The sequence below is a fragment of the Pseudomonas sp. NPDC012596 genome (assembly GCF_042902325.1).
Taxonomy (GTDB): Bacteria; Pseudomonadota; Gammaproteobacteria; order Pseudomonadales; family Pseudomonadaceae; genus Aquipseudomonas.
In genome coordinates this window covers 108,226-120,609 of sequence record NZ_JBIBEB010000014.1, presented here as the reverse complement: position 1 = coordinate 120,609, position 12,384 = coordinate 108,226, and the positions used below count along the sequence as shown (strand labels likewise).

Below are 12,384 nucleotides of genomic sequence, written 5' to 3'. Positions count from 1 at the left end.
GCGCCACGTTCGACGGAAAAGCGCCGTTGCACCGCGGAAACTGTTAAAGTGCCGCGCGTAATTACTCAAGAGGATTGTTTCATGGCTACCAACCGTTCCCGTCGTCTGCGCAAGAAGCTGTGCGTTGATGAATTCCAGGAGCTGGGTTTCGAACTGAACCTGGGTTTCAAGGAAGACCTGTCTGACGAAGCCATCGATGCCTTCCTCGACGCTTTCCTGGCAGAAGCCATGGATGCCAACGGCCTGGACTACGTCGGTGGTGATGACTTCGGCCTGGTCTGCAAAGCCGAGCGTGGTTCGGTCACCGAAGAGCAGCGCGCCGCTGTCGAAGCCTGGCTCAAGGGCCGTAGCGAACTGACCAACATCGAAGTCAGCCCGCTGCTGGACGCCTGGTATCCGGAAAAACCGGTCAACCCGGCTTCCTGATGCAGGCTTGAAGCGGCCGCCTGATCGGGCGCCGCTTCATCAAGCTGTGGCCAGCAGCCTGGCCAGGGCTTTCTCGACGCGGCGCATGTGCCGCGCTAGTACCTGCCGCCGCAGCTTCAGCTGTGACGCCGGCAAAGCGCTTTCTTCCAGGGCCTCGCAGGCCGCCATCATGTCACGTGCTTCCAGCATTCGCGCTGCGCTGAGGATCTTGTGTGCCTGCTCGCTGATTGCCGTTGCCTCGGTGTCGGGGGCCAGGGCCATCAGTTCGGCGAAATCCTCTTGCAGGCTCAGGTGCACGGCGGCCAGAAACCGTTCGCGATCTTTGCGGTTGTCGCTAACGATGCTGTCTAGCCCGCTCAGGTTGAACGATTGGCCCGTGTTGACCTGTTGCAGCCCGGGAACGATACCGGCGAGGCGCTGGCTGAGGGCGCGCAGGCTGATCGGCTTGAGCAGGCAGTCGTCCATGCCGACACTGAGGCATTTCTGCCTGACCTCGGGTTGGGCGTTGGCGGTATAACCCAGGATGACGCAGCGCCGTTGCCCGGCTTGGCGCTCTTCAGCGCGCACTGCGGCGGCGAGCTGATAACCATTCATGTGCGGCATGTTGCAATCGAGTACCACCACGTCGAAAGCGCTCTCGCGCCACTTTTCCAAACCCTCGAGGCCGCTGCAGGCACTGGAGTGGCTGAGGCCCAGGTAGCCCAGTTGTTGCGACATCAGTAGCAAGTTGGCCGGGTGGTCGTCGATTACCAGCACCCTCAGCCGTGGGTCGGGGGGCTCGATTTCGGCGGTGTCCAGCCCTTGTGCAGGCGTTGCGCCTACACGCTGCAGCGGCATCATCAAGCGCACCTGGGTGCCGAAGTCGGGCAGGCTCTTGATGCTCAGGGTTCCACCCATCATTTCACACAGGCTGCGGCAGATGGCCAGGCCCAGCCCGGTGCCCGCGCGGGCGCCCTGGCTATGGGGGTTGGCCTGGACGAAAGGGTTGAACAGGCGCTGCAGGTCATCGTCGTGAATGCCGATGCCACTGTCCCGTACTTCCACCTCCAGGCACGGCGCTGTATCGAGGCTATCGTCAGTCAGGCCAAGGCTGATGCGCACCTGGCCGTGATCGGTGAACTTGATGGCATTGCTGACCAAGTTGGACAAGATCTGTTTGAAGCGCAGTGGATCGAGCAGAGCATGGCATCGGGCACTGGGGTGGATGGTCACCTCAAAGGCCAGGCCTTTCTGACGTGCCTGGCCATCGAAAACGCGGCCCACCGATTCCACTAGCGCCGCCAGGTCGACCGGCTCCGGCGCGAGCGAGAGGTGCCCGGATTCGATGCGCACGATGTCCAGGATGTCCCCGATCAGGCCCAGCAGGTCTTTGGCCGAGTGGTGGGCGACTTCCAGGGAGGTGCTGTCTATCTGCCCTTCGTGGGCGCGTTTGACTGCCAGTTCGAGCATGCCGATGACTGCGTTCATCGGCGTGCGGATCTCGTGGCTGATGGTCGCCAGAAAGGTGCTCTTGGCGCGGTTGGCATCATCAGCCAGCTGCTTGGCCTCGCGCAGTTCCTGCACGAGCTTGCGGCGCTCGCTGATGTCGATCCAGCCACCGATGATACCTTGCACTTCACCCAGCGAGTCGCGGTAAGGAAGGATCCAGTGGTAGATGGTGAGCTCGCGATCCTTGACCTGCAGGGGGCGATCGATGATCAGGGGTACGCCGGCTGCCATCACCTGCAGGTAGTCGGCTTGAATCTGACGGGTGTTTTCGGCACCCGCGAACAGGCTGTCTTCCAAGCGCTTGCCGATTACCTCATCAAGGGTTGCCTGCACCGCCTCGAGGTAACTGGCATTGCAACTTTGCAGGCGCCCGCCCCGGTCTCGGACGTACATGGGGTGAGGGGTGCCATTGAGCAGCGCACCCATGAACTCCAGCTGGTCGTTCAAGGCCCGTTCGGCACGCTGGCGCTGTTTTATCTGGCGCCGCAGGCGGGCGTTCCAGACCAGTGCCAGTAATAGCAGCAGCCCGGTCCCGAGCAGCACTTGCAGTACGATGCGTTGAAACTCTTGCCAACTGCTGTCGTCATGCTGGCTATAGCCTCGCCAGCGATTATTGATGACCCCCAGTTCTTCCGGCGAAATGCTTACCAGTGCCTTGTCGAGGATGGAGGCCAACACGGCGTCTTTGTCGGTAGTGGCCATGGCGAAGCTGGCGGGCTCGCTGCCCACCGTGCTGCGCAGGACCAGATTGGCGTCGCCGGCCAAGGCGTGATGGGCATCGATCAGCGTGGTGATCACTGCATCGACGGCGCCACTGCTCAGCAGAGCCATGGAATAGAAGGGGCTCTCCGTTTCTATCCAGCCTGTTTCCGGGTAGCGGCTACCTAGTAGTTCTGCCATGGCACTGTAGCGGGTGATGGCGATGCGACGCCCGCGCAGTTTATCCAGTGAGCTGTACTCGGTATTTTCGGCGCGGGTTACCAACACGTAGGTGCTTTCGAGGTAAGGGCGGCTAAGTTGCAGCCGTTCGCCGTTCATCTTGTCGACGGCAAGGGCGGCGATCATGTTCACGCGCCCGTCTTCAAGGCGGGCGATCATCTCGGCGATGCCGTTGGCCCGCTGTACATCGAAGCGCAGGCCGGTGCGCAAGCGAATCAGGTCCAGCAGGTCTGCGGTTATTCCGCGAAATTGGCCATTGGCGTCGAAATACGACAGTGGCGCTGCGGTCTCGTCGATGGCCACCTGCATGACTGGATGGTGGCGCAACCACTGCTTTTCCTCTGCTGTCAGCGGAAGTTGTCGGTTGCTCAGCAGTATGTCGCCACCCGCGCTCCAGCGTTTGGAAATGCTGGCACGCACGCCACTGGGCTGGTGGTCGAGCGTGGTGTTGACCAACTCCATGAGGTAGGTGTCCTGTGCCCGCATGGCGAAACTGAAGCCGATGCTTGCGTGCTTGCCGAAGCTTGCCATGCGCAGGCGGGGCAGGTGGCCGCGATTGAGCTGGTAGTGCGTCGAGAGAGTGTCGCCGATAAACACGTCCGCCTGGCCGAACGCCACGGCATTGAGGGCCTGGGTGGAGGAGCCAAATGCCAGGAGTTGCGCGTTGGGGTAGACGTTGCTGACATCTTGACTGGGCAGGTAGTGGTAAAGCATCCCAAGGCGCATGCCGTCCAGGCCGTGGTCGAGTGCACGGTTTTCATCCTCACGGGTCACCAGCACGGGCTGGTCGACGGCGTAGGGGTGCGACAGCGCCAGGCCTTGGGTCGCAGCCTCGTAACCGTTGGCGCTGCCGAGCAAGTCGATCTCACCGTTTTTCAGCGCCTCCACGGCAGCTTGCCGGTTGGGGTAGCGCAGCACGCGAACCGGCAGTTGCAGTGCCTTGCCGATCAAGCTCGCGTATTCGGCGGTGAGGCCTTGATAGTCGCGCCCGCCGCTGCTGATGTCGAAAGGCGCATAGTCGGGCGCTGATGTGCCCAGCATCAGGTATTTGCGGCCCATCAGCCATTCCCGCTGTTCTGCGGTCAGCTTCAGCTTTATCGGCGCGGGCATCGAGCGGGCGAGCAGGGAATAGGGCACTGCCTCCTGCTCGGAAGCCTGCACGCTACCCCCGGCCAATACCAGCAGGAAGGCCAGGCAGGCAATCAATTGAGCCATGGGCGCACCTCAGACCAGTGCGTTGCGCTTGGCCATATCGATCAGGTCGACCAACGTGTCGACCTGAAGTTTTTGCATCAATCGTTTTTTGTAGGTTTTTCACATGTTTACAATGAGCGTCCAAGCTTCTTCGAGAGGGCGCCTATGCCTACCGCATTCAGCTATGCACGCTTCTCCAGCGCCCGTCAGAAAAGGGGCAGTAGCCTTGAGCGGCAAAAGGCAATGTTGGCCAACTGGCTATCCCAGCACCCTGAATACTCCCTGAGCGTCGACACCTACCAAGACTTGGGTAAGAGTGCCTGGAAGGGCGATCACATCAAGGAAGGCGGTGATTTTGCCAAGCTGCTGGCGGCAGTAGAGGAAGGGGTGATTAAGAACGGCGATGCTGTATTGGTGGAGGCTATCGACCGCACTGGGCGTCTTCCTGTGTTGGAAATGCTTAGCACCATCGTTAGCCCTATCCTCAGAGCCGGGGTATCTATCATTACCCTAGAGGACGGGATTATGTTCACTGAGGCGAGCCTAAATGAAGGCGGACACATCTACATTCTGGTTGGCAAGATTCAAGCCGCACGGCAGTACAGCGACAACCTGAGTCGTAGGCTCAAGGGTTCGTATGATTCTCGCCGCAGGCTGGCTAAGGAAGAAGGCAAAACGCCGAAGCGTCATACGCCGGTATGGCTGACTTCTGAGGGTGTGGTGATTGCTGAGGTTGCTGAGCAAATCAAGGTGGCTTTCGAGTTGTACACATCAGGGCTTGGTAAGGCTGTGATTGCCAAGCGTATGCGTGAATCTGGTGTTGCTGCACTGGCTAAAACCTCTGGCCCAGGTGTTGAAGGCTGGCTTCGCAATGAGGCCGCAATAGGGCGCTGGAACGGCTCTGAGGTGTATGAGCCGATCATTGACCAATCCCTTTACCACCTCGCACAGATTGAAGGCGAGCGACGTAAGACCGCACCACCGGCCAAGACAGCCACGCACTTCTACGTTGGGCTTGTGAAGTGCGGTAGCTGTGGAGGCAATTTCATCATGCGCACCATCAAAGGCGTACAGGTGAGTATGAGGTGCAGGAAGCGGCAGGAATTGAAAGGCTGCGACAACAAGAAGGTGATCCCTAAGACGGTGATTGATGCTGTTTACGAGCGAACAGCTAAACCTGCAACGCATCGAGTGGTTGCCAAAGAGCGCAGCGGAGTAAATGAGAAAGCGATAATTGCCGCTGAGGCCAAAATCCTAGAACTGTCGAAAGGGATTCAGGCTAGGGTGGATGCCTTTGGCGCCTCGATGAAGATTCCAGAGGTGGCTGCTCAGATTGAGGCACTGCACGAAGAAAGAGAGACAGCGGAGCGAGAACTGGCCTTGCTCAAAGCTACTGTAGAGCGCCCGCCAAATGTGTTTAGAGTACAGGGCAGGGTGGAGATTCTTGAAAGAAGTGATCCTCAGCGGCTTGCGGCCATGCTTCGTAGTGTTGGTTACAGCATCACCATTTACTCCGATGGCAGGTTAAGCACTTCTGAATCTGGCACAATGTATCGTTACGCTGGTGTTAATCGTAAGGAAGATAAATACAAACTCATGTGGGGTGACACAGAGCTGCTTGTGTCCAAGGTGAGCTATGTAGATGATGGTGAAGATTGGATGCACTGGGAGCCTGCTGGGGAAGGCAGTGAGTCTGAGTGGGATGCTGACGATCCAGAAGCTATGCGCTCGCGGTGGGAATAAACTGGACTATAAATAGATGGGGTGGTTATGGAAGAACTAATAATCAATGGTGGAAGGACAAGAATTAGCGTATCTGTGCTTCCTGATTTCTGTCCTATTTGTAATGTCGGTATAAACCCGGAATTCGTAAATGGATTATATTGCAGTACTCAGCAAGAAGTGGATGCCTTGTTCTTATGCCCGATGAGTAAGTGCAAGAAAATGTTTATCGCCTCCTATAGATTCGAGTCGATGAAGGGTTTTTATTTTTTAAAGTCATTGCTGCCGCGCACCCCGAAGCCGGTTACGGTGGCTGCAGAAGTAGTAGAGATATCGCCCCAGTTTGCTGAGATTTTTACTCAGGCCACTCAAGCAGAAGAGTATGGCTTGAATGAGGTCGCGGGGGTGGGGTATAGGAAGTCGTTGGAATATCTTATCAAGGACTATTGTGTTGCACAGCGCCCTGACCAAGAGGATGACATTAAGAAGCGTCCAATCGCACAGGTGATTGAAAGCTTTGTCACCAATGAGAACATCAAGCAGTGTGCTAAGCGTGCGATTTGGTTGGGAAATGACGAAACCCATTATGTTAGAAAATGGGTGGACAAGGATATCAAGGATCTAAAAATGCTTATTCAGCTTACGGTAAACTGGATTCAGCAGGAAGTACTCACCAAGAAGTTATTGGAAGATATGAAATAAGAAGCTGGGCCGGTTGTGCCTCCCTAAAGCCTAGGGAGGTAAACTGGTAATCCGTTAGGAGCGGTCTTTTGAATGATGGTCTTTCTCTTAATTAAATCATTCAATGCATTTTGTACGGTGGCAGGGGATAGTTTCAGGGATTTAATTATTTTATCTGGGGTGGTGTAGTGGCCCAAATTGTTAGTGCTTATGATAAAGCTGTGCACGGATTGGATCGTTGTTGGTGATATATCAGCAGTGTCGTTGTCTTTCGTGGCGTTCTTCAATGCGGTGCGGGCTGCGGAGAGCTCAAAGTCAAGAACTTTTACTTCACCATGCAAGGCTCGGCATTCAAATTCGAGTTTATTCTTTTTCTCTGTAATGGCTTCGAGTTCTTCTATAGCATTGTTCCTATCTGCTCTTGCGACCGCCAATAAGTCTTGAGTATTGGAATTGGTCTTGTAAAGATGAAGCTTTTCAGCTCTTAGGTCGTGGCTTTCTTTTTCCAGTGTTTGGAATTCTTTCAGCACTTTGTTGTGCTGATTGCTTATCACCTCGTACTTATTAGCATGCCGACTCAATACTAGCCAAGTAACGAATGCGATAGCTAAGCCGAAAGCAACGACTATCGGCAAGGGGATTGAGGTGTCAAGAAATGCACTAATAATAGAGGCGCTGCTAGTACCGATCCCACTGAATACGGCTGTCAACCAATCTGGAAATTTACTATTCTGTATAGTGTATTGGCCGACACTGCCTACAAAACCTAGAGCTGCAAGCCCCGCCAATGTACGAATTTTGCCCCATTTGCCTTTGACTTCCACGCGCTTCCCCAAGCTGGAAAAAGCATGAGTTTAACAGGCTAGGTGAGAGATAGGTGAGGAGGGCGTGTGAATGGAGAATCCCAGCCCCGCGCCGCGAGAGTGAGGCACCTTGAGTGATTCTTGGATTTCTGGCTGGAAATATAAGCTGGGAGGCGTTTGGAAAAGGCGGTTTTATGTGAGAGGTGCTCAATGCATCACGACATGCCTAAACAGAAGCTGTTTAGATCTGAAAATAAATGGGGCGTGTGCTGGCAGGCGCTAACAGGGAGATGCTTGGGAGATAGCTGGAAGGTGCTGAGAGCTGGTGCTTGCGGGCTGCTCGCACTGAGAGCGTGCAAGAGGGTGTAGGCTGCAGCCCTTGTAATCCGTGGCTTACATCGGAGATACGCTCTCAAGTCGGAGTAAACTGTACACCCTCTTAGACGGGGGTGTTTGAGAATGCCTGTTCACAAATGGCAGCCTTCTTAGCACGTTGGACTGTAGAAGGGTTGATGTTCAATTCAGTAGCGACTGCACGAATGCTCTTGCCTTGGTTCAACAGAGCCAGGATCGCGGAGTCATCAATGGTTTTGACACGGCCTTTATAGACGCCACGTTCCTTAGCCTTGGCGATCCCTTCACGCTGACGTTCCTTCATCACCTCACGCTCGAATTGAGCGAAGCTTCCCATCATGTTCAGCATGAGTTTCTGCATGGGTGAATCCTCGCCAGTGAACACCATGGATTCCTTATGGAAATTCACGTGTACGCCTTTGGCATTGAGGGTGGCAACGAGTTGCAGCAGGTCGGCCATGGAGCGCGCTAGGCGGTCGATGGAGTGTACATGTACCACATCACCTTCTCGCACGTAATCAATCATGGCGATGAGCTGGGGACGTTCTGTAGTAGCACCAGACAGCTTGTCTTCAAATCGTTTATCGAGGGATACGCCATCAAGCTGGCGCTCAGTGTTCTGAATCTCAGTGCTGACCCGGATGTACCCAACGTGTGCCATTTCTATCTGCCTGTGTGCTTTTGCTTCTAGATGTGGCCATTGTGCATGTGTGCTTAATCAAAAGCAACCCTATTGCACACGTGAATCTAAAATCATTTTGTGTGCAAAGGGTGTGTGGCTTGGACCGGGGTTATTTGCACACATTGGCTTGTAGCTGATTCAGCTTCTGCTGACCTGCTGGAGTCAGGGTGAGGTGTTTGCGTTGGTAACGGTTCAAACCTGATACCTCGCCACGGATGTACCCGTATTCCTCCAGATACTGATACACGCTGTAGCTGTTCTCTGTGCACTCCGTTATTGAACCTTTAGCAATCGAACTCAGAGCGCTCTTCAGGTTGTCGTTGGTGTAGTGGGTCATTGCGGGCTGCTCCTGTTGTTGGTGGAGAAACCATGGCAGATGGAAATGGAAATGGCAATGTAAAGTCGTTGACAGAAAGCTATTTTTATGATTGTGGATGGTTGTGGCTTCTTGCAGTTACACGATTTTCAGCGTTTTCGCGAGAGAGAAACCGTTTTGCTTAGTAATCCGCCACACAGAGGTAGGCCGCAATGTTGGCATCATCTGTAACAAGAGAATGTTTGCACGTGGCTGGAGGGCTTGAATCCTGTGGGCTGAAGGGTGCTTGCCGCGACCTGAGTGGGCTTCTCACGACTTCGCTGATGTAGCAGGGAGTTTGGGAGCTGACGGTGGGTGTCGTGACTAAATGCCCGGTTTTGGTCACGTTTCCAAGAGTTTAAACGGGCTGTTTATGCCCGGTGGTGCCCATCGTGCTGGGGGTGAAATCAATTGTGTCGCACTATACAGAAGAGCGTAGAGCCTCGATCCCTGATGCAATCCCTTCGGCGTTGATGTCCATTGTTGCCAGTGCTTTAAGAACGTTGTCATGCACGTTAACTGACCCACGCTGACTGATCCATAGCGACAATTCTTCAAGGCCAGCTCTCAGGGCTTGCTGGTTGAGTAGTAGGAGTTCGAGGGTGTCAGCGGTGAGGGCGGAGCGGTCTTCCATGAGTGTCTGTCTCTGTAGCACTTGTGCTCTCGCACGGATGGAGAAAAATTGTGAACGGACGTTCACAGGGTACGACTATCGAAGGTAGCAGAACAGACAACAACAAAGTGAACGTGTCGTACCGACACTGATGTTCTTGGGATGTGCAACAGTGTGTCGTACCGACACGGGCTTAGGGAAGTGAGTTTGTGCAATCGGGTATGGGCTGGAACCCTTGCAGCACTAAGGCTGGAGAGGATTATTCCCTTAATCTCGGTGTAAACTGTATACCCTCCTGAGGGGGTGAATTTGGAAATGTTTCCAATCAACAGCGCTGCTCCAGGGCGACCAGAAAAAGAAAAGGGCCGCCCTCGAAAGGACAGCCCTTGGCGTGTGTATGTGGCAGCGATCAAAACGCGACGTCACCGTTAGAGAGGATGGTGCCGGATTCTGGTACATGGCGTGTCTTCGTCAGGTTGAGAGTCATCATGTACGGGATTAGACAGTAGTCTGTTAGGTCGAAGTGGTCAGCTTCAAACTCGGCATGGAAATACTGGGCACCCGGAGTTCTCATGTAAGCGATGTGACGGGCTTTCTCCGAAGCCTCAGCCTCAAGCTTGACTGTTCTTCTCTCAAGCATCGCTTGGCGATCTACCATCACCGCTTTCTGGCGCTCCCCAGCTGCACGGACTGGCGCCCTCAGCTCGTACATCAGGCAGTCAGTTTCATTCTCCATTTCTGGCTCAAGGTAGCCGTGCATCAGCTTAAACAGGGTGCGTTGGGCGTCAAGGCTCAGGCCAATGTGGGCGAAGTCAGCACGGGTGTACTGGCGGGCAATTGCTGCGCAGCCTTCCAGTTCACCACGGAATTCAGCATGGCGGATCAGCTCCTTGATGAGCATAGCGCTCTCAGATAGCCGCTGTCCCTTCATCATCGGTTTGAACTCTTTAAAGCCATTAATGGCTTCGATTGCTGCCACGATCTGCGGAGTCTTGGCGGTGGAGTCAGACAGGAGGGAAATGAACTGGGCGTGATCTGGGTTTGCCGTATCGACTAGGCCGGATAGCTTCTTGATGGCCGCTTGACGTTGGGAAGTGGTGAGTTTGGATTTCTTGCAGAAGGTGACAACCGTATCGTGACCGATGTAGTCAATGACTCGATCAAGATTGTCTTGGTCGTCAGACAGGATAGTGTTTTTGATTTCCATGTCTGCACGGTACATAAACACTCCAGCTTTGTTAGCGTGGGTGTTGGTGTGTCGTTTGTTCAAAACAGCTGGAGCGATCAGCAGGTTTTCTGCACACAGCAGGCCAAGAGTGTATTCATGCTTGCATGGGGCGATGTGAGCAACGTGGAACAACTCTTTGCCAGACAGAACGTTGGCCACCAGTCGTACCTTAACAACGGCGTACAGCGCTTGCAGAGCCTCAACGTTAGCAACAAGTTTGTCTAGGATGTGAAGCGTTCCAGCACGCTGAACCTCTTTTGTCAGGTAGACAAAGAAGTGATTTGTTCTTGGAATATCGTAAACTTTACGCTTTGGTGCGTATGTGCCTACGTCCTTGCACTCTCGACTACAGTAAATCTTGCGGCTGTCTGTGGTAGTGAACTTGATTTTACAGTCTTTGTTCTTACAGGTGCGGCGGTGGGATTTCTTAACGGTCGATGTGGTTTGTGTTGTCATTGCTAGTAGCTCCTTCAAGGATTGGCTGGGAAGTTGTCTTGGCGGCTTTAGATTTGTAGCCAGATTGGTGCTTGCAGATTGCAGAACAGAACGGTTGATACTTACGTGTTAGGAAAGGCTTTCCACAGTGACTGCAAATGCAGGTACGGGAAGCTCCGCCACGGTTGTTATAAGCAGGCATAAGAATGTCTCCACTGTTGTTTGGTGATGAATATTGAGAATGGCGTTAGAAGCCCGTCGAGGCGGCTTACAGCGTTGCTTAAACAGCAGGCAATAGGATGGCCCAGACGTAAGTGTAAATGCCTGTAATCGCGTTATAGGAGCTTCTGGATGGGGGTATTTCTGAGGCAAAAACAGCTGGCTTTGCACCAACTTGGTAAATCATTCGCTCTTATATTATTGTATAATAGAATCTCTATAAGTCAACAAATGTTTGTGCAAACATTTGATTATTTCTGATATTTTTCCATGAGAATTCTGGTTGTAATGTCGTGGCTTGTTAGGATTGGAGGACTGGCTGAATTATCAACTAACACCAATTCCGTTCCAGCAAGAGACAACGCCTCAAGGGCATGCCATAGATGCTCAGTTGCACGTAGGTGTGTGAGTCCAAGGGCTTGTCTCAGGTCGTCTAACATCCGAGGATCGAAAGGAACTGTCATTTTCTCCCCTCAAACGTTAAACATCATCTTGGCGTCTCGTTTGAACTGACATTCAGAGACTCCGTTATCGATGCAGCGAAGCAGGTGAGGAATCAAATCCGGAAACATGTAAGGGATGTGATGCCCAAGCTGCTCAAGGTAGATATATGCTGCTTCGTACGGGTCGTAATGATTACGAATGTCGCGGTATTGCATTTTCATTGAGCGCTTCCCTTGTCGATCTTGTCCAAAATTGCTTTCAGTTCTTGGGCTTGTAGTTCTGCTGGCTTCTCCATACGAATCACTTGATTTACAGATAGGTTCATATTCTCAGCAATGAGATAACTGTCTGGTGCACGCTTGTAGCCTAGAGTTACAAGTTCGTCGTATTGCTGGAAGCAGTCAGAAATATAATTTGTAAAAATGATATGCCACTTGCCACGGCTCTCATACTTGGCTGTAGCTTCGTCTTTCAGTGTTTGGATATCAGTCATCGTGGCTTCTCCATGTCTTTAGGCTTCTTGCACTCGCCTTGCTTGTAGCATTCGATTGTGGCGAGGCGTCTTGTAGATAGGGACAGGTCTGCAATCACGTTGAGAGAACTCACTTTCAACTGCGCAACCTGTCTGTCTGTGTAATCGTGGCTTTGTTTGATGATGATGAGGGCTTGTCGCTGATAGTCGTCCTGCATCTTGTATGAATGCACGGAGAGAAAAAAGGTAAAGCAAAACATCAGCATCAAGATGAAAGATGCTTTGGGATTCATTTGGTTCTCTATAGTTGTAGTGGAAGGATGAGGGGG

12 protein-coding genes and 1 pseudogene are annotated in these 12,384 nt (G+C 53.3%); 3 read left to right on the top strand and 10 right to left on the bottom strand.

The window, feature by feature from the left end:
- Positions 1-81: 81 nt before the first annotated feature.
- Complete coding sequence (locus ACFY68_RS17850) at positions 82-426, top strand: YggL family protein (protein ID WP_387529880.1); 345 nt, start codon at positions 82-84, stop codon at positions 424-426.
- 39 nt (positions 427-465) lie between these two features.
- Here ACFY68_RS17850 and ACFY68_RS17845 read toward each other — a convergent pair whose 3' ends face one another.
- Both ACFY68_RS17845 and ACFY68_RS17840 read right to left on the bottom strand, forming a co-directional pair.
- Positions 466-4,068, bottom strand: a complete 3,603-nt coding sequence (locus ACFY68_RS17845) for a transporter substrate-binding domain-containing protein (protein WP_387529877.1) — start codon at positions 4,066-4,068, stop codon at positions 466-468.
- A 9-nt stretch (positions 4,069-4,077) separates the two neighbouring features.
- Positions 4,078-4,164: pseudogene (locus tag ACFY68_RS17840) on the bottom strand (DNA-binding response regulator); the annotation flags it as partial.
- A 48-nt stretch (positions 4,165-4,212) separates the two neighbouring features.
- Here ACFY68_RS17840 and ACFY68_RS17835 point away from each other — a divergent pair.
- Together ACFY68_RS17835 and ACFY68_RS17830 are read left to right on the top strand one after the other, a co-directional pair.
- Positions 4,213-5,790 (top strand): recombinase family protein, encoded by a 1,578-nt coding sequence (locus tag ACFY68_RS17835; RefSeq protein ID WP_387529874.1) that lies wholly within the window; start codon positions 4,213-4,215, stop codon positions 5,788-5,790.
- 27 nt (positions 5,791-5,817) lie between these two features.
- Positions 5,818-6,471: a hypothetical protein gene (locus ACFY68_RS17830; protein ID WP_387529871.1), complete on the top strand. Its 654-nt coding sequence runs from the start codon at positions 5,818-5,820 to the stop codon at positions 6,469-6,471.
- 23 nt (positions 6,472-6,494) lie between these two features.
- Here the strand turns inward: ACFY68_RS17830 and ACFY68_RS17825 are convergent, their stop codons facing one another.
- The 8 genes from ACFY68_RS17825 to ACFY68_RS17790 form a co-directional block, all read right to left on the bottom strand.
- The gene (locus ACFY68_RS17825) at positions 6,495-7,274 is read right to left on the bottom strand and encodes a hypothetical protein (RefSeq protein WP_387529868.1); all 780 of its coding nucleotides are present in this window, start codon (positions 7,272-7,274) and stop codon (positions 6,495-6,497) included.
- A 418-nt stretch (positions 7,275-7,692) separates the two neighbouring features.
- Positions 7,693-8,274, bottom strand: coding sequence for a recombinase family protein (locus ACFY68_RS17820; protein WP_387529969.1), 582 nt, complete (start codon positions 8,272-8,274; stop codon positions 7,693-7,695).
- 124 nt (positions 8,275-8,398) lie between these two features.
- Complete coding sequence (locus ACFY68_RS17815) at positions 8,399-8,626, bottom strand: hypothetical protein (protein WP_387529866.1); 228 nt, start codon at positions 8,624-8,626, stop codon at positions 8,399-8,401.
- A 439-nt stretch (positions 8,627-9,065) separates the two neighbouring features.
- A complete protein-coding gene (locus ACFY68_RS17810) occupies positions 9,066-9,278 on the bottom strand; it encodes a hypothetical protein (RefSeq protein WP_387529863.1) in 213 nt (70 codons plus the stop codon).
- Between the two features lie 388 nt (positions 9,279-9,666).
- Complete coding sequence (locus ACFY68_RS17805) at positions 9,667-10,941, bottom strand: hypothetical protein (protein ID WP_387529860.1); 1,275 nt, start codon at positions 10,939-10,941, stop codon at positions 9,667-9,669.
- A 671-nt stretch (positions 10,942-11,612) separates the two neighbouring features.
- Positions 11,613-11,804 (bottom strand): hypothetical protein, encoded by a 192-nt coding sequence (locus ACFY68_RS17800; RefSeq protein ID WP_387529857.1) that lies wholly within the window; start codon positions 11,802-11,804, stop codon positions 11,613-11,615.
- Positions 11,801-12,076, bottom strand: coding sequence for a hypothetical protein (locus tag ACFY68_RS17795; protein WP_387529854.1), 276 nt, complete (start codon positions 12,074-12,076; stop codon positions 11,801-11,803). Before ACFY68_RS17795 ends, ACFY68_RS17800 begins: the two co-directional genes overlap by 4 nt.
- Positions 12,073-12,348 carry a hypothetical protein gene (locus ACFY68_RS17790; protein WP_387529851.1) on the bottom strand — a complete coding sequence of 92 codons (276 nt, stop codon included), beginning with the start codon at positions 12,346-12,348 and terminating at the stop codon, positions 12,073-12,075. Before ACFY68_RS17790 ends, ACFY68_RS17795 begins: the two co-directional genes overlap by 4 nt.
- Between the last annotated feature and the right edge of the window lie 36 nt (positions 12,349-12,384).